22 protein-coding genes and 5 tRNA genes are annotated in these 25,933 nt (G+C 54.0%); 21 read left to right on the top strand and 6 right to left on the bottom strand.

Annotated features, from left to right (window positions below):
- The first annotated feature begins 134 nt into the window (after positions 1-134).
- Positions 135-581, top strand: coding sequence for a hypothetical protein (locus METLA_RS0111415; RefSeq protein WP_152539422.1), 447 nt, complete (start codon positions 135-137; stop codon positions 579-581).
- A 24-nt stretch (positions 582-605) separates the two neighbouring features.
- On the opposite strand, the gene METLA_RS0111410 is transcribed toward METLA_RS0111415, so the two are convergent.
- The 6 genes from METLA_RS0111410 to hemA all read right to left on the bottom strand — a co-directional run bounded on the left by METLA_RS0111410 (position 606) and on the right by hemA (position 6,588).
- Positions 606-1,034: a hypothetical protein gene (locus tag METLA_RS0111410; RefSeq protein ID WP_024298679.1), complete on the bottom strand. Its 429-nt coding sequence runs from the start codon at positions 1,032-1,034 to the stop codon at positions 606-608.
- Between the two features lie 77 nt (positions 1,035-1,111).
- On the bottom strand, positions 1,112-2,374 hold the full coding sequence (locus METLA_RS23220; protein WP_198408468.1) for a DNRLRE domain-containing protein: 1,263 nt from the start codon (positions 2,372-2,374) through the stop codon (positions 1,112-1,114).
- A 528-nt stretch (positions 2,375-2,902) separates the two neighbouring features.
- Positions 2,903-3,325, bottom strand: a complete 423-nt coding sequence (locus METLA_RS0111400) for a M67 family metallopeptidase (protein WP_024298677.1) — start codon at positions 3,323-3,325, stop codon at positions 2,903-2,905.
- Positions 3,326-3,380: 55 nt separating this feature from the next.
- Positions 3,381-4,241, bottom strand: coding sequence for a peptide chain release factor N(5)-glutamine methyltransferase (gene prmC / locus METLA_RS0111395; protein ID WP_024298676.1), 861 nt, complete (start codon positions 4,239-4,241; stop codon positions 3,381-3,383).
- 5 nt (positions 4,242-4,246) lie between these two features.
- Positions 4,247-5,332 (bottom strand): peptide chain release factor 1, encoded by a 1,086-nt coding sequence (gene prfA, locus METLA_RS0111390; RefSeq protein ID WP_024298675.1) that lies wholly within the window; start codon positions 5,330-5,332, stop codon positions 4,247-4,249.
- Complete coding sequence (gene hemA, locus METLA_RS0111385) at positions 5,329-6,588, bottom strand: glutamyl-tRNA reductase (protein ID WP_024298674.1); 1,260 nt, start codon at positions 6,586-6,588, stop codon at positions 5,329-5,331. Before hemA ends, prfA begins: the two co-directional genes overlap by 4 nt.
- A gap of 195 nt (positions 6,589-6,783) precedes the next feature.
- Here hemA and METLA_RS0111380 point away from each other — a divergent pair, with 195 nt between their 5' ends.
- From METLA_RS0111380 to rpoC, 20 genes are all read left to right on the top strand, one after another.
- On the top strand, positions 6,784-8,502 hold the full coding sequence (locus tag METLA_RS0111380) for a tetratricopeptide repeat protein (RefSeq protein ID WP_342665872.1): 1,719 nt from the start codon (positions 6,784-6,786) through the stop codon (positions 8,500-8,502).
- A 22-nt stretch (positions 8,503-8,524) separates the two neighbouring features.
- A complete protein-coding gene (lolB, locus tag METLA_RS0111375; RefSeq protein ID WP_051459829.1) occupies positions 8,525-9,148 on the top strand; it encodes a lipoprotein insertase outer membrane protein LolB in 624 nt (207 codons plus the stop codon).
- The gene (ispE, locus tag METLA_RS0111370; RefSeq protein ID WP_024298671.1) at positions 9,129-10,010 is read left to right on the top strand and encodes a 4-(cytidine 5'-diphospho)-2-C-methyl-D-erythritol kinase; all 882 of its coding nucleotides are present in this window, start codon (positions 9,129-9,131) and stop codon (positions 10,008-10,010) included. The genes lolB and ispE overlap by 20 nt, the downstream gene beginning before the upstream one ends.
- 4 nt (positions 10,011-10,014) lie before the next feature.
- Positions 10,015-10,089 (top strand) — tRNA-Gln (locus METLA_RS0111365).
- Between the two features lie 40 nt (positions 10,090-10,129).
- Entirely contained in the window at positions 10,130-11,083 is a 954-nt protein-coding gene (locus METLA_RS0111360; RefSeq protein ID WP_024298670.1) for a ribose-phosphate diphosphokinase, read from the top strand.
- A gap of 44 nt (positions 11,084-11,127) precedes the next feature.
- Positions 11,128-11,730, top strand: coding sequence for a 50S ribosomal protein L25/general stress protein Ctc (locus METLA_RS0111355; protein ID WP_024298669.1), 603 nt, complete (start codon positions 11,128-11,130; stop codon positions 11,728-11,730).
- Between the two features lie 8 nt (positions 11,731-11,738).
- Positions 11,739-12,305: an aminoacyl-tRNA hydrolase gene (pth, locus tag METLA_RS0111350; RefSeq protein ID WP_024298668.1), complete on the top strand. Its 567-nt coding sequence runs from the start codon at positions 11,739-11,741 to the stop codon at positions 12,303-12,305.
- A gap of 86 nt (positions 12,306-12,391) precedes the next feature.
- Positions 12,392-12,476, top strand: a tRNA-Tyr gene (locus METLA_RS0111345).
- Between the two features lie 17 nt (positions 12,477-12,493).
- Positions 12,494-12,567 (top strand) — tRNA-Gly (locus METLA_RS0111340).
- Positions 12,568-12,586: 19 nt separating this feature from the next.
- Positions 12,587-12,662 (top strand) — tRNA-Thr (locus METLA_RS0111335).
- A gap of 31 nt (positions 12,663-12,693) precedes the next feature.
- Complete coding sequence (gene tuf, locus METLA_RS0111330; RefSeq protein ID WP_024298657.1) at positions 12,694-13,884, top strand: elongation factor Tu; 1,191 nt, start codon at positions 12,694-12,696, stop codon at positions 13,882-13,884.
- A 46-nt stretch (positions 13,885-13,930) separates the two neighbouring features.
- Positions 13,931-14,006 (top strand) — tRNA-Trp (locus METLA_RS0111325).
- Between the two features lie 42 nt (positions 14,007-14,048).
- Positions 14,049-14,429 (top strand): preprotein translocase subunit SecE, encoded by a 381-nt coding sequence (gene secE, locus METLA_RS0111320; protein ID WP_024298667.1) that lies wholly within the window; start codon positions 14,049-14,051, stop codon positions 14,427-14,429.
- A gap of 4 nt (positions 14,430-14,433) precedes the next feature.
- Positions 14,434-14,967 (top strand): transcription termination/antitermination protein NusG, encoded by a 534-nt coding sequence (gene nusG, locus METLA_RS0111315; RefSeq protein ID WP_024298666.1) that lies wholly within the window; start codon positions 14,434-14,436, stop codon positions 14,965-14,967.
- A gap of 100 nt (positions 14,968-15,067) precedes the next feature.
- Entirely contained in the window at positions 15,068-15,499 is a 432-nt protein-coding gene (gene rplK, locus METLA_RS0111310; RefSeq protein WP_024298665.1) for a 50S ribosomal protein L11, read from the top strand.
- Positions 15,499-16,194, top strand: coding sequence for a 50S ribosomal protein L1 (gene rplA, locus METLA_RS0111305; RefSeq protein ID WP_024298664.1), 696 nt, complete (start codon positions 15,499-15,501; stop codon positions 16,192-16,194). Before rplK ends, rplA begins: the two co-directional genes overlap by 1 nt.
- A 192-nt stretch (positions 16,195-16,386) precedes the next feature.
- Positions 16,387-16,881: a 50S ribosomal protein L10 gene (rplJ, locus tag METLA_RS0111300; RefSeq protein WP_024298663.1), complete on the top strand. Its 495-nt coding sequence runs from the start codon at positions 16,387-16,389 to the stop codon at positions 16,879-16,881.
- Positions 16,882-16,926: 45 nt separating this feature from the next.
- Positions 16,927-17,295: a 50S ribosomal protein L7/L12 gene (gene rplL, locus METLA_RS0111295; RefSeq protein ID WP_024298662.1), complete on the top strand. Its 369-nt coding sequence runs from the start codon at positions 16,927-16,929 to the stop codon at positions 17,293-17,295.
- A 126-nt stretch (positions 17,296-17,421) separates the two neighbouring features.
- Positions 17,422-21,498 carry a DNA-directed RNA polymerase subunit beta gene (gene rpoB, locus METLA_RS0111290; RefSeq protein ID WP_024298661.1) on the top strand — a complete coding sequence of 1,359 codons (4,077 nt, stop codon included), beginning with the start codon at positions 17,422-17,424 and terminating at the stop codon, positions 21,496-21,498.
- Between the two features lie 87 nt (positions 21,499-21,585).
- A complete protein-coding gene (gene rpoC, locus METLA_RS0111285) occupies positions 21,586-25,779 on the top strand; it encodes a DNA-directed RNA polymerase subunit beta' (RefSeq protein WP_024298660.1) in 4,194 nt (1,397 codons plus the stop codon).
- Positions 25,780-25,933 lie beyond the last annotated feature (154 nt).

The following is a 25,933-nucleotide window of genomic DNA, read 5'->3' as shown; positions in this document are numbered from 1 at the left end:
ATTAAGTGTTACACAAGGGATTTTTGCTAGAATCTTTCATCAGGGGCTTTTTCTGCCTTACTCAACCGATGCCTTCCTGTGTAGGGCATCAGATTCTGTTTTGAAATGAAAATATGTTCTTGAGGAAAATACTGATGCGAGTAAAACTGATTGCCGTGCTGAGTCTTATGTCTATAAGCGCCTATGCGGAAGCGGTTCCGGCAAACTCATACGAATGCAGGGGGGCAGGGATAAGCGTCTCTTATGCGACGACGAGCTTTACCGGCGAGCCGATCCTGACGCTAACCACTCCGGCGGGAAGTCTTTCGCAGAGCGGGGAGCAAATCAGCATTCAGGACACCGTCCTCGGCAAGCTGGTCAGCATCGTAACCGAACTGACGCCGGATCTCTCTACCGAGACGCTGACCTTGATCGTGCCCGACGTGAACGTGGCCGACACGGCGCCGCGGGTAAGATTTAACTCCGAACTGTTTACGACCACAACTCATACCTCGATTGGCGGGCCGGTGCTAGTGACGGGTCTCGTTCAAAACTCGAAGTCAAAAAAGCTGTCCTGCAAGGCTTCCCTGTTGGCCTACTAACCGAGAGCCTCTAGCTTATTCTGATTAAGGAAAAGAAAACTCCGCATCCACTCTGACCGTGTTGCCGGGTGGGGGGATGGTTATGGCTCGAAACGCGCCCGATAAACAGGTGCCCAATCCGGGGTGTACATTGTTCCGGTCTTCGGAGAATCCGCGGGCAATTTGCCGACCTTCGGCGTTGAAGGTGAAATCGATCTGGAAATGATCGGGCGTCTTGCCGGATTCTGTCGGGCAGGCTTTCAGCAAGGCGGGTTTGGACTTTGCCAAAGCTTGCCTGACTTGTTCTAGGAGTTGATCCTGGCTGGGGGCTGGTACACTCGGCGTCGGAGTTTGCGGAGCGGAGTTTGCCGTCGGCGCGACCAAGGAGGCGGAATTTTTGAGGCCGAAAAAAGCGCCGATGCTGATCATGGCCGATCCGATCAGAATGGCTTGCGGTGTTGTGAGTGTTTGCATATCTTGTAAAAGTCTATAGTCGTATGCTTGAACATAGCCGTCCGAAGCCGGTTAACCGGTTTCGGACGGCGAACCAATCAATTGGTCACCATCACCCATCCTTGCAGGTTGTCATTGGCGTCGATAGGGATCGCGCTGATATTTTGGGTGCACAGTCCGACTTTGTAGATGCCGCCTATCCTAGGTAAGATGCTTTGCGCAAGAGAAAAGGAAATCCCCCCCGGGGAGGCGGTTAGCAGTTGAAAACCGTTGGCGAGAAATGGCGTGACTGTGCCCGAGGGTTGCATGTGATAGCAGATATTCGCGCGAAAATCCGCATAATTATTTAATACTTTGGTTTTTAAAGTCGCCGACATAGTTACCGTGATGCGTTGGGTATCGGTAATCATGACTTCGGAGGTGGGGCCATGGAAGGTAAACACGGGTTCGCTTGCGGGGATACTTTCAATGAGGCCGTTCAAATTGGATGTGGTGACCACGCCGCTTGGGCCCTGAGGGCCTTGGGCTCCGGCAGGACCGGTAAGACCGATGTCGCCCTTCGGTCCGCTATCGCCTCTAGCACCTGTCGCACCGGTATCGCCTTTAGCTCCGGCAGGCCCCGTTGCCCCGATAGCCCCTTGAGGACCGGCCGGACCGGCGTCACCTTTGAGTCCAATGTCGCCTTTATCGCCCTTATCTCCTGGGTTTCCGGTCGGTCCAACGGGACCTGAGGCGCCTGTAGGGCCCGGCGCGCCTTGCAGGCCGGCAGGTCCGGCATTATCCCAAACGATATTGAGGGTGGGTTCATGGCTATTTTTGCCGTTTTCCTTACTGTTGACCCTAAAGTTCAAGCCGCCGTCGCTTTTCAGCGCCAATCCGAAATTGCGATTGTCCGGGTGTGCATCGATCCATTCTTGCACTAATTCGGTGACATCGATTTCGATCCAGCGCAGCTTTCGGTCCATGCCAATGGGGACATTGGTCACAGCCGTGGATACGGTGGGCAAGTTGGCTCCGGAAAGCGATCCTTCCGACCAATTGCCGGTAACCTGGCTGATGGCTATATTCCCTCCGGCTTTCATGGTGCCGACGAACAGTCTGACCATCGCCTTGGCGACATTGGCGCCCGAATAGTTTTCAGGTGTATTCAAGGCAAAGTTGATATAACCCGTTTGGAATGGCGTGACGAAGATGTCGCTTCCTTTCCCGTAGACTTTGGTCGGTGCTTTTGAAGACGCATAACTATCGTCGGTCAACATTTCCGCGCTGGCCAAAGCCGTCGGTGAGTAGGCTCCGGCAAAACCCAACGCGCAGGCGATGACGCCCCGGTTGACCGCCTTTGCAAGTGTGCGCTTGATCAATGTTCTTTTCATAATTCGCTTTTTTGTTGATTTTTTAATGGACTCATGAATTTGCTGCTAGAGTGGGAAAACAGTTAGAAAATGTCGTAACTTACATGTGCAAACCCATGCAAAATAAATGATTTCGTAGTGTTATTGTCAGACTTTTTGAGTTCTTGAAGTCTAGTACATTGAAGGTTAACAAAAGCTTAAATTGCGGCTTATTAGGAATGACGTCTAAGTTCTGTGATGCCTGTCACATTATTACTAATTGACGGACTATGCAGTGAGCAAATTTTTCAATTAAGTCTTAATGATTGATTAGGTTTCCCTTCGTCCAGTATCCGGACGAACACAAGGAAATGGTAATAGGAGGAAGCGGAAGACCGGGAGTGGTAGAGGAAAGGGAAAAGCTGGAGGGGGCAGCCATTCGTTCTGCGGCGTGCTTTCATGGATGATCCGATAATCGCCTCATCACTGGAAGCAAGCGTTAACCCTTCATTATCAACAGGGTGAAGAATAAAGCTTGCGTTTACTTGGGGATATGCTTTAGTTTTCGCTTAATACCAAGGCGATTTCTGTCGCTTTGCCGGCGGTGATTTTAAAGCCGCGCATTTCGAGTATGCCTTTGGTATTCAACGAAATGATCAGATACAAGGCTTCGGGGTAAGCGGACTGTTCGAGGTCGGTCTGCGAGGGAAGCGCGGGAGCGGTCGGATGGGAATGGTAGATCGCGAACAACTGCTCGCCCTGGTCGCGCATCGCGGCCATCGCGGCGATTTGCTGCTTGGCGTCGAGCAGAAAGAGGCGGTCGGGGTGTTCGGAAACATTAGAGACCGGATAGCAGGACAACGGGATGCCGTCTTTGCCGCCGACCAGCCCGCAAACTTCGGCATCGGGGGAGATTTGCGCGTGGTGCAGTAGTTGCTGGGCGAGTCTGCGAGGGATATGGATTTCTTTTTGTTCGAACATGGCGGCTTCAGGCTAAAAGGGAAAGGCGAAATCAACAGGGCTTCAGATAAAGTCTTCAGCCTTGAGTCTTTCGATTCTCTGTATTTCTTCCATACGTTGCCCGCGGCTGTCCGGACAAATCTTTATAGGTTTGCACGCTATCATAACCCAACTCGCGGAAAATCGATTGCACGGCCTGTTCCTGGTCGTAGCCGTGCTCGATCAACAGATGGCCGCCGGTTTTCAGGTAATCACGGGCATCGCCGGCGATCGTTTGAATGTCGGCAAGCCCCTGCTGCGGCGCGGTCAGCGCGGTCCGGGGTTCGAAGCGCACATCGCCGCGGCCGAGGTGGTCGTCGTTTTCGGCGATGTAAGGCGGGTTGCTGATCACCAGGTCGAATTTTTCCTTCGGCGCCGAGGCAAACCAGTTGCTGTGCAGGAAGCGAATATGCTCGGCGGCGTGCGCGGCGGCATTGTGTTTGGCGATCTCCAGCGCGGCCAGGCTCAAATCGGCCGCGGTCACTTCGGCTTGCGGCAATTCCTTGGCCAGGGTGATCGCGATGATGCCGGAGCCGGTGCCGAGATCGATGATTTTCGCCGGTTGGTCTTGCGGCAGCAGGGTCAGGCTGATTTCGATCAACAGTTCGGTTTCGGGGCGCGGAATCAGCACGTCGGGCGTGACCCGGAAATCGCGCGACCAGAATTCGCGGCGGCCGGTCAGATAGGCGACCGGCGCGCCTTGCCGGCGCTGTTGCAGCAGAGTCTGAAAATGTTTGATCCGGTCCGCCTCGGGTTTCCGCTCCGGCCAGGCGCGCAGATGCGAGCGCGGCTTGTCGAGCGCCAGACAGAGCAGGATTTCGGCATCGAGCGCGGCCGAGTCGGAGCTGTCGGAAAGCATCGAGACGGCCTCCCTGAGCAGCGTCGCTATCGTGGTCATCAGGCTTAGTCTTCGCCGAGCTGGGTCAAGAGTTCCGCCTGATGCTCGTTGATCAACGGCCCGACGACTTGTTCCAGGCCGCCTTCCATGATGTCTTCGAGTTTATACAGGGTCAGGTTGATCCGGTGGTCGGTCAGGCGGCCTTGCGGATAGTTGTAGGTGCGGATGCGCTCGGAACGGTCGCCGGAGCCGACCTGCAATTTGCGGGCTTTGGCCTGTTCGGAACTTTGCTTTTCCTGTTCCGCGGCGAGCAGCCTTGATTGCAGGAGCGACATCGCGCGGGCGCGGTTCTTGTGCTGCGAGCGTTCGTCCTGGCACTCGACCACGACGCCGGTCGGGATATGGGTAATCCGGATTGCCGATTCGGTCTTGTTCACGTGCTGGCCGCCGGCGCCCGAGGAGCGGTAGGTATCGACCCTAAGGTCGGCCGGATTGATGTCGATCGCATCGACTTCATCGATTTCGGGCATGATCGCGACCGTGCAGGCCGAGGTATGGATGCGGCCTTGCGATTCGGTTTCGGGAACGCGCTGCACCCGATGCGTGCCGGATTCGAACTTCAATTGCGAATACACATCGCGGCCGGATACGCGCAGGATGATTTCCTTGTAACCGCCGTGCTCGCCGGCGTTTTCGCTGATCACTTCGGTTTGCCAGCCTCTGCGCTCGGCGTAGCGCTGATACATCCGGGACAGGTCGCCGGAAAAGATCGCCGCTTCATCGCCGCCGGTGCCGGCGCGAATTTCTAAAAAGATATTGCGGTTGTCGTTCGGGTCCTTCGGCAGCAACAGGAGTTGCAGTTCGTGATCCAGGGAGTCGATCAGCGTATCGGCGTCACGGTATTCTTCACGGGCCAGTTCGCGTAATTCGGGGTCGCTGTCATTGGCCATTTCCTGGGCGGCCTGGCGCTGCGCCTGAGCCTGTTCATAGCGGTGGAAGCAATCGACCAACGGGCCGATTTGCGCGTATTCCTGGCTCAACGAGCGCTGCTGCTTCTGATTGTTTTGAACGTCGGGTTGGGAGAGTAAGGCGGCGATTTCTTCGTAACGTTCGCTTAGATTTTCCAGCTTAAGTTTGATGGAGTCTTTCATTGAGTATGTTGTAATTTCAGAATTTCGCGGGCCGCGGCGACCAGGTCGTGTCTTTCGTTTTCGGCGGCGGCTCTGATTTGTGCGCTCGGAGTATGAATCAGCTTGTTAGTCAAGCTATGGGCCAGCCGGTTCAATGCATCCTCCGGCGGCGTGCCATTTTTTAACATGGCGAGCGCCTTTTGCAAAGCTTCATTTCTGATTTGTTCGGCTTGCAGGCGATAATCCTGGATCGTCGTTTGTGCGCCTTGCGCGCGCAGCCAGGCCAGAAAATGGCCGACCTGGGTGTCGATGATTTCTTCGGCCTGCTCGGCTGCCTGGCGGCGCGAGTTCATGTTTTGGTCGATCGTGTTTTTCAGGTCGTCGACGGTATAAAGGTAAACGTCCCGCAGATGTTCGACTTCCGCTTCGATGTCGCGCGGTACGGCCAGGTCGACCATGAACATCGGTTTGTGTTTGCGCTTTTTCAGTGCGCTCTCGACGCGGCCTTTGCCGAGAATCGGCAGCTGGCTCGCGGTCGAGGAGATCACGATATCGGCTTCTTCCAGATGGTTCGGCAGTTCCGAGAGTGCGATCGCATAACCGTTGAATTGCATCGCCAACGCATGCGCCTTATCATAGGTGCGGTTTGCGATGATGATGCGCCCGATACCTTGCTGCGTCAGATGGCGGGCGGTCAGTTCGATGGTTTCGCCGGCGCCGATCAGCAGCGCGGTTTGATCGCTGAGTTTGTCGAAAATCTGCTGCGCCATCTGCACCGCGGCAAAGGCGACCGAAACCGGACTCGAACCGATGGCGGTGTCGGTGCGGACTTTTTTCGCGGCGGTAAAAGTCGATTGAAACAGTTTGCCGAGTTGTTTGCCAATCGTGCCGGCTTCCAGCGCGGCCTGATAAGCCGTTTTCATTTGCCCGAGAATTTGCGGTTCGCCAAGGATCATCGAGTCCAGGCCGCTGGCGACGCGGAACATGTGCCGGATCAGCTCGGTGTCGGTATGGCAGTATAAATACGGCGCGAAGTCGGCGGGCTGAAGATTTCGGCTGCTGGCGACCCAATCGATCAAAATCTGCTGATTGGCCGAATCGGTCGTGCAATAAAACTCGGTACGGTTACAGGTAGACAGGATCGCCGCTTCGCTGATCTCCTTGAGGCGCCCCAGTTCCTGCAAGGCTGACTCCAGCATGTCGGCAGGGAAAGCCAGGCGTTCGCGGACCGCGAGCGGTGCGGTATTGTAATTGAGTCCTACGGCAAGAAGTGTCATGGTGTTATCGATAATTTCAAACGGCGGCTGCCGGATTGATCTTTACGGTCATTCGAGTGTCTATGTCGGCGGGTGTGCGCATTTAACTTGAACCGAGAGGAATAAATTTAGATGCGTGAATCATCCGATTTTCCTTATAATCTTAGGTCAGACGAATTATAGGATGTTTTTGTGTTAATTTTTAGATTGTTTGCGGTGTTAGCCCCTATTGTACTCAATGGTTGCGCCAGCTCGCCAGAAAAACAGCAAGAGTCTGTGACGCCGGCCGCTTCCGCGCCATCAATCAAAAAAGAGCTCCCCAAACGCACAGAAGCTAAAACAGAAATCGACCAGGATGTGCTGTTCATGCTGATGTCGGCGGAGATTGCCGGCCAGCGCGGTCAGTACGAGCTGGCCTATGAGGGTTATATCGAAGCGGCCAAGCGGGTCAAGGACCCGAAGCCCGCCGAAAGGGCGGCGATGATTGCGATGTATCTAAAGGACGCGAAAAAATTAAAAAAGTCGCTGGCGATATGGCTGAAGAAGGAGCCGCAGAATCTTACCGCGAGAAAGCTCGCGGTTTTGGCTAGCTTGAAGGATGGCGATAAGCAAAAAACACAGGAACATCTTTCCGCAATGCTGGACAGCGATCCGGCCGGCTTCGAAAGTGCGGTGCTGGAGCTTGCGAATGCGCTGCAAGACGAAGGCAAGCTGCCGATCGTTTACGATGCGCTGGAGGCCTTGTCGGCCCAAAAGCCGAATCAGGCGATCATTCATTATCTTCAGGCCATCATCGCGATGCAGATGAAAGATCAGGGGCTCGCCGAAAGGAAGGTCGAGCAGGCGTTGAAGCTTCAGCCGGAGTGGGATAAGGCGTTGGCCTTTCAGGCGCAAATCGCGGTCATGTCCGGCGATTTTCCGAAAGCGGTCGGGTTTTTGCGTAATGTCTACCTGAAATATCCGGACAATCAAAAGATCGGCAAAATGCTGGCGCAGCTTTTGATCAAAACCGGCGACTACGATGAGGCGGGCAAGGTCTATCAAAAACTGGTTGAAAAAGATCCGAAAGATTTTGAAAGTTCGCTCGCCTTGGCTCTGGTGCACATGCAACTGGACCGGGAGAAGGAAGCCGAGGAGATTTTGAAGAAGCTGCTGGATCAGGATGAATGGCGCGAGCAGGCCCGGTTTTATCTCGGCAAGCTGGAAGAAAAGCGAGATAACCTTAAAAAGGCGCTGAATTGGTATGACCAGGTCAGAGAGGAGCCTTTCAGTTTCGAGGCGGACATCGCGGCGGTCAATCTGCTCGCGCGCGACAAGCAGTATGACGAGGCGGGTTCGCGCTTGCAGACGATGCGGGACAGTTTCCCGAAGGAAAAGACTCGCATTATCCTGATGCAGGCGGAATTGTTGAATCAGCAGAAGCATTATCAAGAGGCTTATGATGTGCTGACTTCGGCGCTCGCCGAACAGCCGGACAGCAGGGAATTGCTCTATACCCGCGCCTTGATCGCCGAGCGGATCGGTAAGCTGGATGTGCTGGAGTCCGATCTGAAAAAAATCCTCGCGCAATATCCGGATAATGCGGAAGCGCTGAATGCGCTGGGCTATACCTTGCTGGGTTTTCCCACCCGCTTGACCGAGGCTGAGACCTATTTGCAGCAGGCTTTGAAATTGCAGCCTGATGAGCCGGTCATTCTGGATAGCTACGGTTGGCTGTTGTTCAAGCAGGGCAAGGCCGAGAAAGCGCTGGAATATCTTGAACAGGCCTATGCCAAGCAGAAGGAAAACGAGATCGCGGCGCATCTTGCCGAGGTGCTCTGGTCATTGGGCAGGAAAGACGAGGCGAGAAAATTGTTCGACAAGGCTTTCAAGGCGGCGCCGGAGGACGAATATTTGCTCGATTTCAAGCAAAGAATATTGAACGGTGCCGAATAAGCCGCCTGAGCACCTAATGATGATGAACGAAATCGACAGCCGGTCCTGCTTCGTGCAGAAACAGGCGAAATGGCTGCTTGGCGCCGTATTGGCGGCTTCACTGCCGGCCTGTACGTTATTTAAGCCCGCCCCGCCCGAAATCACCTATACAAAAACGGCAAATCAGGCTTTATATCGACTGGAGCCGTGGTCGTTGGAAGGTCGTGTCGCGCTGACCGGAGAGCGCGACTCCTGGACCGCCGACCTGGCTTGGGCGCATCAGCAGGGTGACGAACAAATCAAGTTGTCGGGGCCGCTCGGGCAGGGGGCGGTGATGATTCGTTTGGCCGGCAATTCAGTTACGGTGGCGCAGGGCGACGGCAAAGTGGAGTCGTCTGACGACCCCGAAGCCTTCATCAATCAGCAATTAGGCATGTTTGTGCCGGTCACTTCGCTGCGCTACTGGGTGCTCGGTTTGCCCGAGCCCGAGCAGGATTTCGAGGATGTCGGCAGCGGCTTCAGGCAGGCGGGCTGGACGGTCGCCTACCAGGCCATGCAGCCGGTTGGACAATTGGTGCTGCCGCGCAAAATGTCGGTCGCGAATGACCGCGTCAAATTAAAACTGATCATCGATCAATGGACACTCAATGGCGGAAATGCAAAATAATCTGTCGGCATGGGCTGAGAAATGGCCCGCGCCGGCCAAGCTGAATTTAATGCTGCGGATTACCGGGCGCCGCGACGATGGCTATCATCTGCTGCAGACGGTCTTCCAGTTCATCGATTTATGCGACTGGATCACTTTTCATCCGGTCGAGGAAGACAGGGTGAGTCTCTTTAACACGCTGCCGGGGGTGGCGGAGGCGGATGATTTGACGATCAGGGCGGCGCAATTGTTGAAAGCGGAGACCGGTTATGCACATGGCGTCCGCATCGAGGTCGAAAAAAATCTGCCGATGGGCGGTGGACTCGGCGGCGGTAGTTCCGACGCGGCAACGACGTTGGTGGCGTTGAATCATTTGTGGGGGCTGGGGCTTTCGACCGCGCGCTTAATGCAGCTGGGATTGAGTTTGGGTGCCGATGTGCCGGTTTTTGTTTTCGGTCGGGCGGCCTGGGGGGAGGGTGTCGGTGAGCAATTGGAGCCGATTAAAGTGCCGGAATGCTGGACTGTCGTGATACGCCCGGATTGTCATGTGAATACCGGAGAAATTTTTTCTGATAAGGGCTTGACACGTGACAGCAAATCGATCAGAATAGACGACTTTACAGCCGGTCAGTATCAAAACGATTGTCTTGAGGTGGTGACTAGGCGGTACCAGGCAGTAAAAGATGCTCTGGTTGCTTTATCCGAATTTGCCGAAGGCAGGCTGACAGGGACGGGGGCTTGCGTGTTTGCGCAGTTTGATTCGGAGCAGTTCGCGAGAAGCGCTTATCAGGCGCTGGCAGGCAAATGGCAATGCTATTTGGTTAAAGGGGTTAATGAATCTCCTTTGTATGCGAAGCTCGGGGGTTGCAAGCATAATTCTTAATTATTGGGCCGTCGCCAAGCGGTAAGGCACGGGGTTTTGATCTCCGCATACCAAGGTTCGAATCCTTGCGGCCCAGCCATTTTTCTGCATCAAGTCGAGTTCATTTTAGGAGTAAAAAAATGAATGAAGCCGCAATGATGGTGTTTTCTGGAAATGCCAATCTGGCTTTGTCAGAGGGTATCGTAAGAAAGCTCAATATGCGGCTCGGTTTGGCGAGCGTGGGTCGATTCAGCGATGGCGAGGTGGCTGTCGAAATTGGAGAAAACGTACGCGGCAAGGATGTTTTTGTTATCCAGCCAACCTGTTCGCCGAATAATGAAAACTTGATGGAACTGTTAGTGATGATCGACGCGCTGAAGCGGGCGTCGGCGTCGCGGATCACGGCAGTGATCCCTTATTACGGTTATGCTAGGCAGGATAGGCGGACGCGCTCGGCGCGGGTGCCGATTACGGCCAAGCTGGTCGCGAAAATGATCGAGCAGGCCGGTGCGCATCGGTTGTTGACCGTCGACTTGCATGCCGATCAGATACAGGGATTCTTCGATATTCCTGTGGATAATGTTTATGCTTCGCCTATTTTGTTGGGTGATGTCTGGCGGCAAAAATATCACAAGCTCATGGTGGTGTCGCCCGATGTTGGCGGTGTCGTAAGAGCGCGCGCGTTAGCTAAGAGGCTTGACGATGCGGATCTGGCGATCATCGACAAGCGTCGTCCGAAGGCGAATGTTTCGGAAGTGATGCACATCATCGGTGATGTCGAAGGGCGCAGTTGCGTGTTGGTCGATGATCTTGTCGACACGGCGGGGACTTTGTGTCACGCGGCGAAAGCGTTGAAAGATCATGGCGCAATCAAAGTGGTTGCTTATTGTACGCATGCGGTGCTGTCCGGTGCGGCCATTTCGAATATAGAGCGCTCCGTGCTGGACGAATTGGTGGTCACTGACACGATTCCTTTGCGTCCGGAAGCCGAGGCGCTGGGAAGGATCAGACAGCTCAGCGTCGCCGAGATGCTGGCCGAAACGATCAGGCGGATTGCTGCCGGTGAATCGGTCAGTTCTCTGTATGTCGATTGATAGAATAAAGTATTGCGCGTTGAAGCGCGGGGTTAAGAGATAAAATGTCTAACGTATTTGAATTTGTTGCTCAGGCTCGTGGGCAGTCAGGAAAAAACGCGGCAAGAAATGTGCGCCGTCAGGGCAGTGTGCCGGCGGTGATATACGGTGGTCATCAAGATCCGCAAATGCTGGTTTTGAATCATAATGAAGTGATCAAGCATCTTGAGCATGAAGCGGTTTATTCTCATATTCTCGATGTGACGATCGATGGCAAAACCGAAAAAGCGGTTTTGAAAGGCGTTCAGCGCAACCCTGCAAGGTTTCAGATTCTGCATCTCGATTTCATGAGAGTGAGTATGTCCGAGGCGATCAAGGTGCATGTGCCTTTGCATTTCATTAATGAAAGCACTTCAGTCGGTGGCAAAAAAGGCGGTGTTGCGGCGCATGCTTTGGCAGACGTAGAAGTTTCGTGCTTGCCGGGTGTATTGCCGGAGTTTATTGCGGTTGATTTGGCTAATCTGGATGTCGGCGGCTCGATCCATCTTTCGGATCTGGTATTGCCTGCGGGCATTGAAATTGTTGCCTTGTCGCAAGGTGCGGATCATGATTTGCCGGTGGTGTCCATGATGCCGGGTAAAGCGAGTCAAGAAGAGTCTGCCTCTTAATAGAGAAAGTGATAAAGCTTATTGTTGGTTTGGGAAATCCAGGGCGACAATACGAAAAAACCCGGCACAACGCCGGGTTTTTATTTGTGGATGCGCTTGCGCAGGATTGCGGGTCGACGTTTACGCAGTCGCCCAGGTTCTTCGGTGATCTTGCGGAATGTAAGGTCGGGTCTGCAAAGCTGTTGTTGCTGAAGCCGGCGACCTTCATGAACCGTAGTGGTCAATCGGTCGGTGCGCTGTTAAAATATTACAAATTGCAACCGGATCAGTTGTTGGTTGTGCATGATGAGCTCGATTTCAATCCGGGTGTCGTCAAGTTGAAAAAGGATGGCGGGCATGCCGGGCACAATGGCTTGCGCGACATCATTGCCCATGTGGGCACGAAAGATTTTTATCGCTTAAGATTGGGGATAGGTCGGCCTCCGGCAGGAAAGGTGGTTGCCGATTTTGTGTTATCTTCGCCGTCCAGGCAGGAAGCGGATTTACTGGATGCGGCGATCAAGACTGGATTGGGTTTCGTGCCGCAATTAGTTGCAGGCGAGATCGATACGGTCATGAATAAGATAAATACATAAGGCTCCAAATTTTTTACATCATCGGCTTGAATATTTTATTGACAAGCGGTGATTAATAAAAGATAATAAGCGACTAACTCGTTATCGGAGAGGTTCCCGAGCGGCCAAAGGGATCAGACTGTAAATCTGCCGGCTCTGCCTTCGGAGGTTCGAATCCTCCCCTCTCCACCAATTTTTTTTTGAGATCTGCGGGTGTAGTTCAATGGTAGAACTCCAGCCTTCCAAGCTGATCACGTGGGTTCGATTCCCATCACCCGCTCCAAAAAGAATTCTGTGATACCGCCCATATAGCTCAGTAGGTAGAGCACTTCCTTGGTAAGGAAGAGGTCACCGGTTCAAATCCGGTTATGGGCTCCAGAGATTTGAATGTTTTTAAAGGTTTATTCAGATGGCCAAAGAGAAATTTTCCCGTAGCAAGCCACACGTTAACGTCGGCACGATCGGACACGTTGACCACGGCAAGACCACATTGACTGCCGCCTTGACCAAGGTCATGGCGGAAATCCAAGGTGGCGAAGTCAAGGCGTTCGACCAAATCGACAATGCACCTGAAGAGCGTGCGCGTGGTATTACGATTGCGACTTCGCACGTGGAATATCAGTCAGCGACTCGCCATTATGCGCACGTTGACTGCCCAGGCCACGCTGACTATGTTAAGAACATGATTACCGGTGCGGCGCAGATGGACGGCGCGATCCTGGTTTGTTCAGCGGCTGACGGCCCGATGCCGCAAACCCGCGAACACATTCTGTTGTCAAGACAGGTTGGCGTACCCTATATTGTGGTATTCTTGAACAAGGCCGACATGGTTGACGACGCCGAGTTGATCGACCTGGTCGAAATGGAAATTCGCGAGCTGTTGGATTTGTACGAATTCCCGGGCGACGACACCCCGATCATCGTCGGTTCTGCGCTGAAAGCGCTGGAAGGCGATCAAAGCCCAGTAGGCGTTCCTTCGATCATTAAGTTGGTTGAAGCGCTGGACTCTTATATTCCGCTGCCAGAAAGAGCCGTTGACGGCGCGTTCCTGATGCCAATCGAAGACGTGTTCTCGATCTCCGGTCGGGGTACTGTGGTAACCGGTCGTATCGAACGCGGCATCATCAAGGTTGGCCAGGAAGTTGAAATCGTCGGTATTCGTCCGACCGTTACCACGACCTGCACCGGCGTCGAAATGTTCCGTAAGCTGCTGGATCAAGGTCAAGCTGGTGACAACGTCGGTATCCTGCTGCGCGGCACCAAGCGTGACGAAGTCGAGCGTGGCCAGGTTTTGGCGCAAAAAGGCACCATCAAGCCACACAAGGCATTCAAGGCAGAAATCTACGTATTGTCCAAGGAAGAAGGTGGTCGTCATACTCCTTTCTTCGATGGCTACCGTCCGCAGTTCTATTTCAGAACGACCGACGTAACCGGTGCTGTTAAATTGCCGGAAGGTGTTGAAATGGTGATGCCGGGCGACAACATCGCTGTCGATATCACTCTGATCTCGCCAATCGCGATGGAAGAAGGTTTGCGTTTTGCAATTCGCGAGGGCGGTCGTACGGTCGGTGCGGGTGTCGTGGCGTCAATCATTGAATAATGATTGAAATTTAGTTACAATAAGAAGTTCTGTAGGTTTTCGTAATAGGTCAGTAGCTCAATTGGTAGAGCAGCGGTCTCCAAAACCGCAGGTTGGGGGTTCGAGACCCTCCTGGCCTGCCATTTACGAATGACAGCACAAGCATTTTGCTGACTTTACAAGATATGAATACACAAGCTGAAGCGCAAACATCGATACTGGATATAGTCAAGCAAGTTTTTTCCGTGGTATTGGTGGTTGGCGGCATCGCTGCATTCTACTATTTCTCGGAACAAGTGCAGTTGCTTTACCGCGTGCTCGGTTTGATTGTAATCGTGGCGGCGGTTCTGGGTACGATGGTGACGACCGAATTGGGTCGCTCCGTATGGGCTTTCGTGCAAGAATCGAAAGTCGAAGTCAGAAAAGTTGTCTGGCCAACGAAAGATGAAACCACGCGCACGACGCTGATGGTATTTGCGATGGTGACGGTCGTTTCATTGATCCTTTGGTTGCTGGATATGTTTCTTTTTTGGGGTGTGCGCCTGTTAACGGGCCAAGGCGGGTAATCAAATGGCATTACGTTGGTATGTGGTGCATGCTTACTCCAACTACGAGAGTAAGGTCAAACAAGCGCTCGAAGAAAGAATTAAAAGAGAAGGTTTAGATCAATATTTCGGCAAGATTCTGGTTCCGACCGAAGAAATCGTCGAGATGCGCCTAGGGCAGCAGCGGAAAAGCGAGAGAAAGTTTTTTCCGGGCTATGTTCTGGTGCAGATGGAGTTGACCGATGAAACCTGGCATCTGGTGCGCGATGTGCCGAGAGTCTTAGGGTTTATTGGCGGCACCTCTGACCGCCCGGCGCCGATCTCCGAGAAGGAGGCCATGGCCATCCTGAATCGAGTCGAAGAAGGCATTAACAAGCCAAGACCGAAAATATTGTTCGAAGTCGGCGAAGTGATTCGCATCATCGACGGGCCGTTCAAGGATTTCAACGGTGTGGTCGAAGAAGTCAATTATGAAAAAAGTAAATTGAAATTATCGGTTTTGATTTTCGGACGGTCAACGTCGGTTGAGCTGGGCTTCAATCAAGTCGAAAAAAGCTGAACGATTACAATTTACCCTAATCTGAATCCCTGTCTGCATAAGACGGGGATTTTTATGTCTGGGGGAGCAGAAATGCGTTTGCACCCAATTTGGAGTAACGATGGCTAAAAAAATTACAGCATACATAAAACTGCAAGTCAAAGCAGGTGAAGCGAACCCAAGTCCACCGGTCGGTCCGGCTCTGGGTCAGCGTGGCGTCAACATCATGGAATTTTGCAAGGCTTTTAATGCAAAGACCCAAGATGTCGAAAAAGGCCTGCCTTTGCCTGTCGTAATCACTGTTTACAGTGATCGCAGTTTTACCTTCATCACCAAGACCCCGCCAGCGACGATCTTGCTGAAGAAAGCCAGCGGCATCAAGAGCGGCAGCAGCAATCCAAACACCAAAAAGGTCGGCACCGTAACACGTGCGCAATTGGAAGAAATTGCGAAGGCCAAGATGGAAGATTTGAATGCGGCGGATCTGGAAGCCGCTGTCAAAACGATTGCCGGCAGCGCGCGCAGCATGGGCTTGAACGTGGAGGGCTTATAATGGCCAAATTATCTAAAAAAGCAAAACTGATTAAAAGCAAGGTCGAAAGAACCAAGCAATATGCTATCGCGGACGCGGTTGCATTGCTGAAGGAACTGGGCACCGCAAAATTTAGCGAATCGATCGATGTCAGCGTAAATCTGGGGGTCGACCCGCGCAAATCGGACCAAAACGTCAGAGGCGCGACCGTGCTGCCGAACGGCACCGGTAAAAGCGTGCGCGTTGCGGTATTTGCACAAGGCCCGAATGCGGATGCAGCCAGAGCGGCCGGTGCCGATATCGTCGGTATGGAAGATCTGGGCGATCAAGTCAAAAGAGGCGAATTGAATTTCGACGTGGTGATCGCATCTCCCGATGCCATGCGCGTGGTCGGTCAGTTGGGTCAAATCCTGGGTCCGCGCGGCTTGATGCCGAACCCGAAAGTCGGTACCGTGACGCCAGACGTCGCCACCGCGGTTAAAAATGCAAAATCCGGCCAAGTGCGTTACCGTACCGACAAAGCCGGTATCATTCATTGCACGCTCGGCAAGATCAGCTTCGATGCGACCTCGATTCAGGGCAACCTGGAAGCGTTGCTGGCGGATTTGAGAAAAGCCAAGCCTGCAACGTCAAAAGGTATTTACATCAAAAAGATTACCTTGTCGTCAACGATGGGTCCTGGCCTGTGGTTGGATCAAAACAGTCTTTCAAGCTAAAGACTGTAAAGACTTTGGGTTGCCGGTAACGTCGGCAACCGTCAAAGACCGCAGGTGTTGCAAAAACTTAATTTCCTGCGCAGACGGAAGCTGGAACCTAACAAACTGGGGAAAGGGACCGTAAGGTGTGTCCTGTAGGATGCGTTTTATCACGCTGGACGAAAATATCCAGCAACTTACCGGAGGTAGGCTGTGGCACTAAATTTAGACGGCAAAAAAGTTGTTGTCGAAGAAGTCGCTGTATATGCCGCTAAAGCGTTTTCTGCCGTCGCTGCAGAATATCGTGGCTTGACCGTAACGGAACTGACCGAGTTACGTAAAACAGCGAGAGAGACGGGCGTATATCTGCGAGTGGTTAAAAATACCCTGGCAAGACGCGCAGTCGCCGGAACCGAATTCGAATGCATGCAATCCGGACTGGTGGGTCCGTTGCTGCTGGCATTCTCGATGGAAGATCCAGGTTCGGCAGGGCGATTGATTCACAATTTTGCCAAAACGCATGACAAGTTGGTTACCAAAGTTGTTGCGATCGGCGGACAGGCCTATGGCCCTGCCGAATTGGCACGCTTGGCGAGCTTGCCGACGCGCGATCAAGGCATCGCTATGCTGATGTCCGTGATGAAGGCGCCGGTCGGCAAATTGGCCCGCACCCTGGCAGCAGTCAGAGACCAAAAAGAAGCGGCATAAGCTTGATTTAACCAGTTTAAAACAAATTTTTAGAGGTATATTAAGATGGCAGTATCAAAAGAAGACATCCTGGAAGCGGTTGCGAATATGACCGTGATGGAAATCGTTGATTTGATTTCAGCGATGGAAGAAAAATTCGGCGTCACCGCGGCTGTTGCGGTAGCGGCACCTGCAGCAGGTCCTGCAGCGGTTGTTGAAGAACAAACCGAATTCGATGTCATCTTGACCGGCTTCGGCGAAAATAAAGTTGGCGTCATTAAAGCGGTTCGCAGCATCACCGGTCTGGGCTTGAAAGAAGCGAAAGACGCGGTAGAAGGCGTGCCGACCACTTTGAAAGAAGGCGTATCAAAAGGCGAAGCGGAAGAGTTCAAAAAGCAATTGCTGGAAGCTGGCGCAACCGTCGATATCAAATAATTGTATTTGATCAAGTCCGGCGCAAGCCAAATGAGTACGGCTGGTGATAGAATTATCACCGGCCTTTTACTGTTTCCAGTCGAAAAACAGTAAAAACAGTCCATGACGAAAAGGTTTGGAATCGATATGTCCTACTCTTTTACCGAAAAAAAGCGTATCCGTAACAACTTTGGCAAAAGTACTGAAGTACTTGATGTGCCATATCTCTTAGCCACCCAGATTAATTCTTACGCCAGTTTTCTGCAATCCGGCGTTTCTTCGCACAAACGCGCCAATAACGGCCTGCACGCGGCCTTTTCCAGCGTATTTCCGATTGAAAGCCACTCCGGTTATGCCGTGCTGGAGTATGTCAGCTACCGCTTGGGCGAGCCCGTATTCGACGTGCGCGAGTGTCAGCAACGCGGCGCAACTTTTGCGGCACCGTTAAGAGTTCTGGTCCGGCTGGTCATCTATGACAAGGATGCGCCTGCGACTGCAAAAGTGGTGAAGGACATCCGTGAACAGGAAGTTTACATGGGCGAACTTCCCTTGATGACCGAAAACGGAACGTTTGTGATCAACGGTACCGAGCGGGTCATTGTTTCGCAATTGCACCGGTCTCCCGGCGTGTTCTTCGATCACGACAAGGGCAAGACGCATTCGTCAGGAAAACTGCTGTTTAATGCGCGTATCATTCCTTACCGCGGCTCCTGGTTGGATTTCGAGTTCGATCACAAGGACTGCGTTTTTGTGCGGATAGACCGCCGCCGTAAAATCCCTGCGACAATTTTGCTCCGTGCGTTGGGCATGGACAACGAAGAAATCATCAAGATTTTCTTCGAAACCAACAAATTTACGATCAGTGCCGAGCAGGTGCTGTTCCACATCGTGCCGGAAAGAATGCGCGGCGAAATTGCCGCCTTCGACATCAAGCACGAAGACAAGGTGATCGTCGAGGAAGGCCGCCGGATCACCAGCAAACATATCCGCCAAATGCTCGCGGCCGGTTTGGCCCAGGTCGCGGTGCCGAAAGACTATCTGGTCGGCAAGATACTGGCGACCAATATCATCGATCAGTCGACCGGCGAATTGCTGGCCGGCGTCAATGACGAGATCACGGTCCCCGCGATCGATCGCTTCATCGAAAACGGCATCCGCGAAATCGATACGCTGTTCGTGAACGACCTGGACAGAGGTCCTTACATCTCGAACGCGATGCGTCTGGATGTGACCACCAACCAGATGGAAGCGTTGGTCGAAATTTACCGGATGATGCGTCCGGGCGAGCCGCCGACCAAGGAATCGGCCGAAAACCTGTTTCAGAATTTGTTTTTCACCGACGAGCGTTACGATCTGTCGACCGTCGGCCGGATGAAGTTCAACCGCCGCCTGGGCCGCACCGAAATCATCGGTACTGGTACGCTGAGCCGCGAAGACATCATCGATGTGCTGAAGGAACTGATCGACATTCGCAACGGCAACGGCAACGTCGATGACATCGACCACCTGGGCAATCGCCGGGTGCGTTCGGTCGGCGAAATGATCGAGAACCAGTTCCGCGTCGGTCTGGTGCGCGTCGAGCGCGCGGTCAAGGAACGTTTGACCTTGGCCGATTCCGAAGGCTTGATGCCGCAGGAAATCATTAATGCGAAACCGGTCTCGGCCGCAGTCAAGGAATTCTTCGGTTCGAGCCAGTTGTCGCAGTTCATGGACCAAAACAATCCGCTGTCGCAGGTGACCCACAAACGTCGGGTTTCGGCCTTGGGACCGGGTGGTTTGGCGCGCGAACGCGCAGGTTTCGAGGTGCGCGACGTTCATACGACGCACTACGGCCGCGTCTGTCCGATCGAAACGCCGGAAGGTCCGAACATCGGTCTGATCAACTCGTTGTCGGTCTATGCTCGCACCAATGAATACGGTTTCCTCGAAACGCCTTATCGTAAGGTTGTCGACGGCAAGGTGACCGATCAGGTCGACTACCTGTCCGCGATCGAAGAAGGCGAGTTCGTGATCGCGCAGGCCAGTGTGCCGGTCGATGACAGCGGCAAGCTGATCGAAGGTCTGGTGTCCTGCCGTCATAAGGATGAGTTTACCCTGGCGATGTCCGATACCGTGCAATACATGGACGTGTCGTCGAAACAGATCGTCTCGGTCGCGGCCTCGATCATTCCCTTCCTCGAACATGACGACGCGAACCGCGCGTTGATGGGATCGAACATGCAGCGTCAGGCCGTTCCGACCTTGCGCGCCGAGAAGCCGCTGGTCGGCACCGGCATGGAGCGTACCGTCGCGAAAGACTCCGGCGTTGCGGTCGTCGCGACGCGCGGCGGCCGCATCGAAGCGGTCGACGCGGCCAGAATCGTGGTGCGGGTTAACGATACCGAAACCGAAACCGGCTCGTCGGGCGTCGATATTTACAATCTGACCAAATACACGCGTTCGAACCAGAACACCTGTATCAACCAGAAGCCTCTGGTCAAGCCGGGCGACATCGTGAGAGCCGGAGACATCCTGGCTGACGGCCCGTCGACCGATTTGGGCGAACTGGCGCTGGGGCAGAATATGCTGGTTGCGTTCATGCCGTGGAACGGTTACAACTTCGAAGACTCGATCCTGGTTTCCGAGCGCGTCGTGAAGGAAGACCGCTTTACCACGATCCATATCGAAGAGAAGACCTGCGTCGCGCGCGACACCAAGCACAGCCCTGAAGAAATTACCGCGGATATTCCGAACGTCAGCGAAGAAGCGTTGTCGAAGCTTGATGAGTCCGGCATCGTCTATGTCGGTGCGGAGGTAAAGCCGGGCGACATCCTGGTCGGCAAGGTCACGCCGAAGGGTGAAACCCAATTGACGCCGGAAGAAAAATTGCTGCGTGCGATCTTCGGCGAAAAGGCGGCGGATGTAAAGGATACTTCGCTCCGCGTACCGAGCAGCATCGAAGGCACGGTCATCGATGTGCAGGTCTTTACCCGCGACGGCGTAAAGAAAGACAAGCGTGCGCTCGAGATCGAAGATGCGGAAATCAAACGCTACCGCAAGGATCTGGACGACCAGTTGAAGATCCTCGAAGGCGATATTTACGCGCGGATCGCGAAACTGATCATCGGCAAGGTGGCGCAGGCAGGCCCTGGACATCTGAAAACCGGCACTGAAGTGAGCGAAGAGTATCTGGCCGGCTTGAAGCATTCGGAGTGGCTGAAAATCCGGATGAAGGATGAAGATCTGAACGTGCACATCGAGGCAGCGGCCGAACAGGTCGAGCAGCAACGTAAAGCGTTCGATGAAAAGTTCGAAACCAAGCACAAGAAAATCACGATGGGCGACGATTTGCCGCCGGGCGTGTTGAAAATGGTCAAGGTTTACCTGGCGGTCAAGCGGCGTATCCAGCCGGGCGACAAGATGGCGGGACGGCACGGCAACAAAGGGGTTATCTCGATGATCCGGCCGATCGAGGATATGCCTTATACCGCCGACGGCAACCCGGTCGACATCGTCTTGAATCCGCTCGGCGTACCGTCGCGGATGAACGTCGGTCAGGTGCTGGAAACGCACTTGGGCTGGGCGGCGAAAGGTCTCGGCATCAAGATCGGCAAGATGCTCGAAGCGAAAGCCAAAATCAACGAGATTCGCGAATACCTGGACAAGATTTACAACTCCAGCGGACGGAAAGAGGATCTGGACTCCTTCTCGGATAAGGAAATTCTGGAATTGGCGCAAAATCTGATTGGCGGCGTGCCGATGGCGACGCCGGTATTCGACGGCGCGACCGAAGACGAGATCCGTACGATGTTGAGACTGGCCGATTTGCCGGAACACGGACAAACGGTGTTGTACGATGGCTTGACCGGCGAGCGTTTCGAGCGCGAAGTCACGGTCGGTTACATGTACATGCTGAAGTTGAACCACTTGGTCGACGACAAGATGCATGCGAGATCGACGGGTCCATACAGTCTGGTCACGCAACAGCCGCTTGGCGGCAAGGCGCAGTTCGGCGGCCAGCGTTTCGGGGAAATGGAAGTCTGGGCTCTCGAAGCTTATGGCGCGGCTTATACGTTGCAGGAGATGCTGACGGTCAAGTCGGACGATGTTACCGGAAGAACCCGGATGTACAAAAACATCGTCGACGGCGATCACAAGATGGATGCCGGCATGCCGGAATCATTCAACGTGTTGATCAAGGAAATCCGTTCGCTGGCAGTCAATATCGAACTCGAACGCGACTAACAGCCAGCCTGCAAGTAAACGCTAGCCTGTCCCGGCGTATGCCGGGACGTATTTAAATTTAAAGAGGATAAACTCTTGAAAGATTTAATGAATTTTTTGAAGCGCCAAGGCCGGGCCGAAGATTTCGACGGCATCCGCATTGGCTTGGCATCGCCCGACATGATTCGTGCCTGGTCGTATGGAGAAGTCAAAAAACCTGAAACGATCAATTACCGCACGTTCAAGCCGGAGCGCGACGGTCTGTTCTGCGCGAAGATCTTCGGGCCGGTCAGTGACTATGAATGCTTGTGCGGCAAATATAAAAGACTCAAACACCGCGGCGTGATCTGCGAGAAATGCGGCGTCGAGGTCACTCTGTCGAAAGTGCGCCGCGAACGGATGGGGCACATCGAACTGGCCAGCCCGGTCGCGCACATCTGGTTTTTGAAATCGTTGCCTTCACGGATTGCGTTATTGCTCGATATGACGCTGCGTGAAATTGAGCGCGTGTTATATTTCGAATCATTCGTGGTGCTCGATCCCGGTTTGACGCCGTTGAACAAGGGGCAATTGCTGACCGACGACGAATATCTCGATGCGGTCGAGATGCACGGCGATGATTTTGTCGCGAAGATGGGCGCCGAGGCGATCTACGACCTGTTGAAGGCGATCGACCTGAAAGAAGAAGTCAATCTGCTGCGCGAAGAAATCAATTCGACCAATTCCGAAACCAAGATCAAAAAATATTCGAAACGCCTGAAGGTGATCGATTCCTTGCTGAGTTCCAGAAACCGGCCGGAATGGATGATCCTGAAGGTGTTGCCGGTACTGCCGCCGGAGCTGCGCCCATTGGTGCCGCTGGACGGCGGCCGCTTCGCGACCTCCGATTTGAACGATCTGTACCGCCGCGTGATCAACCGGAACAACCGTTTGAACCGCTTGTTGGATCTGAATGCGCCGGACATCATCGTGCGCAACGAAAAGCGGATGCTGCAGGAATCGGTTGACGCCTTGCTCGATAACGGCCGCCGCGGCCGTGCGATCACCGGCACCAACCGGCGTCCTTTGAAGTCGCTGGCCGACATGATCAAAGGCAAGCAGGGTCGTTTCCGGCAAAACCTGCTCGGCAAGCGTGTCGACTATTCCGGCCGTTCGGTGATCGTGGTCGGTCCGACCTTGCGTCTGCACCAATGCGGCCTGCCGAAAAAAATGGCGCTGGAATTGTTCAAGCCGTTCATCTTCAGCAAGCTGCAGTTCCGCGGTCATGCGACCACGATCAAGGCGGCCAAGAAGATGGTCGAGCGCGAAGGCGCAGAAGTTTGGGATATTCTCGAGGAAGTGATCCGCGAGCATCCGATTCTGCTGAACCGAGCGCCGACCTTGCATCGTCTGGGTATTCAGGCGTTCGAACCGATTCTGATCGAAGGCAAGGCGATTCAGCTGCACCCGTTGGTCTGTAGCGCGTTCAACGCGGACTTCGACGGCGACCAGATGGCGGTGCATATTCCGCTGTCGCTCGAAGCGCAGCTCGAAGCCAGAACGCTGATGATGGCGACCAACAACATCCTGTCGCCCGCGAACGGCGAGCCGGTGATCAACCCGTCGCAGGACGTGGTTTTGGGCTTGTATTACATCAGTCGGCAAAAGGTCAACGCGAAAGGCGCGGGCAGCATCTTCGTCAGCGTCGGCGAAGTTCAGAAAGCCTTGATGGAAAAAACGGTCGAGCTGCAATCGAAGATTCAATTGCGTATTACCGAAAGAACCAAGGCCGAAAACGGCGACATCATCGAAAATACACACCGTGTCGAAACGACGGTCGGGCGTGCGCTGATCTGGGACGTCGTGCCCGTGTTGATGCCGTTTGAGATGGTCAACTGCGATATGACCAAGAAGAACATCTCGCGCCTGATCAATTATTGTTACCGCTATTTGGGCAACAAAGATACGGTCGTGTTGGCTGACCAGCTGATGTATCTCGGTTTCCGTTATGCAACGATTTCCGGCGTGTCGTTCGGTGTCGAGGACATGGCGATTCCGGCGAAGAAGGTTGACATCATCCGATCCGCAGAAGCCGAAGTCAGCGAGATTCAAAGCCAGTATTCTTCCGGTTTGGTTACCGACGGCGAACGTTACAACAAGGTTGTCGACATTTGGTCACATGCGAACGATCAGGTCGCGAAGGTGATGATGGACGGCCTCGGCGAAGAAGCGGTCGAGAATGCCGAAGGTCAGCTGGTCAAGCAAAAATCGTTTAACTCGATCTTCATGATGGCCGAATCCGGCGCGCGGGGCTCCGCGGCGCAGATTCGTCAGTTGGCCGGGATGCGGGGCTTGATGGCGAAGCCGGACGGCTCGATCATTGAGACGCCGATTACCGCGAACTTCCGTGAAGGTCTTGACGTATTGCAATACTTCATTTCGACCCACGGCGCCCGTAAAGGTTTGGCCGATACCGCCTTGAAGACCGCAAACTCCGGATATTTGACTCGCCGTCTGGTCGATGTCGCGCAGGATCTGGTGATTACCAGCGAAGACTGCGGCACCGAAAACGGCCTGATCATGACGCCGATCATCGAAGGCGGCGACGTCGTCGAGCCGTTGTCCGAACGCGTCTTGGGTCGGGTTGCGGCAGTCGACGTGCTGGATGCGGCCGGAGAAAATGTGGTCGTACCGGCTGACACCTTGCTGGATGAGTATTGGGTCGGCGTGCTCGAAGAGCAAAGTATCGATCAGGTCTTGGTGCGTTCGATTATCACCTGCGAAAGCCGCTTCGGCGTTTGCGCGTCCTGCTATGGTCGCGACCTGGGTCGCGGCCATCGGGTCAATATCGGCGAGGCGGTCGGTGTGATCGCGGCGCAATCGATCGGTGAGCCGGGTACCCAGTTGACGATGCGGACCTTCCACATCGGCGGCGCGGCATCACGGTCGGCAGCGATCAGCAACGTACAGGTCAAATCGTCCGGTACGGTGCGCCTGAGCAACCTGAAGTCGGTCGCAAACCGCGAAGGCAATCTGGTTGCGGTATCGCGTTCCGGTGAAGTCGGCGTGGTCGATGATTACGGTCGTGAAAGAGAGCGTTACAAGATTCCTTACGGTGCGGTGCTGTCGGTACAAGAAGGCAGCCGGGTTAATACCGGCGACATCATTGTGACCTGGGACCCGCATACGCATCCGGTTATTACCGAGGTGGACGGGGTTGTCACGCTGGAGCACTTCCTCGAAGGCGTCACCGTGCAAAAAATCTCGGACGAAGTGACCGGTTTGAGTTCATTGGTGGTGACTGATCCGAAGCAGCGCGGCAGCGCGGGCAAGGAGTTGCGTCCGATGGTAAAACTGATGGGCCTAAACGGCGAAGCGATCTTCCTGCCGGGTACCGAAATTCCGGCGCAATACTTCCTGCCGTCCGGCGCGATCGTCGGCATCAAGGATGGCGGCGAAGTGAAAGTCGGCGACGTACTCGCGCGGATTCCGCAGGAGTCTTCGAAAACTCGTGACATCACCGGCGGTTTGCCGCGTGTCGCGGACTTGTTCGAAGCGCGCAAGACCAAGGATCCGGCGATTTTGGCTGAAACCAGCGGTACCGTGTCGTTCGGCAAGGAAACCAAAGGTAAGCAGCGCGTGATCATTACCGATCCTGCGGGTGAGCAGATCGAAACCCTGATTCCGAAGTGGCGTCATATCACCGTATTCGAAGGCGAATATGTCGAAAAGGGTGAGACTATCGCCGAAGGTGAGTTGACTCCGCACGATATTCTGCGTTTGCGCGGCGTCGAGGAATTGGCGAATTATCTGGTCAAGGAGATTCAGGACGTTTACCGTCTGCAAGGCGTAAAAATCAACGACAAGCATATCGAGGCGATCATCCGTCAAATGCTGAGAAAGGTCGAGATTACCGCGTCCGGCGATACCACGATGTTGAAAGGCGATCAGGTTGAACGCGCCGCGTTGCGGGAAGAAAACGACAAAATGGAAGCCGAAGGCAAGATTCCGGCCAGTTTCGAGCCGGTCTTGTTGGGTATCACCAAGGCGTCGCTCGCGACCGAATCTTTCATTTCGGCGGCCTCCTTCCAGGAAACGACGCGCGTCTTGACCGATGCGGCGGTGCGCGGACTCAGCGACGGCTTGCAAGGCTTGAAAGAAAACGTGATCGTCGGCCGCTTGATTCCTGCGGGAACCGGTTTGGCTTATCACGAGAACCGGAAAAACCGGGCCGCTCAGTATCAGTCCGTCGAGTCCGAAGCGGCAACGACGGTCGATGCCGGCGATGTCGAGGAAGCGCTTAAACAGGCATTAAATCTGTAAGTGTCGAGTTAAATACAATTTTAAGAAAAATCGTCTTGACCTGTCCGATGTTTGTCGGTATGATAAGCGGCTAACATAAACTAACGTGATTGGTCAGGTCGAAAAAATCATTAACCGCCGCCGCGAAAAGGCAGGCGGTTATTTTTTTATAATC

It is taken from the genome of Methylomicrobium lacus LW14 (assembly GCF_000527095.1).
Lineage (GTDB): Bacteria > Pseudomonadota > Gammaproteobacteria > Methylococcales > Methylomonadaceae > Methylomicrobium > Methylomicrobium lacus.
The sequence above is the reverse complement of the archived record's forward strand: the minus strand, read 5'-3'. Positions and strand labels throughout refer to the sequence as shown.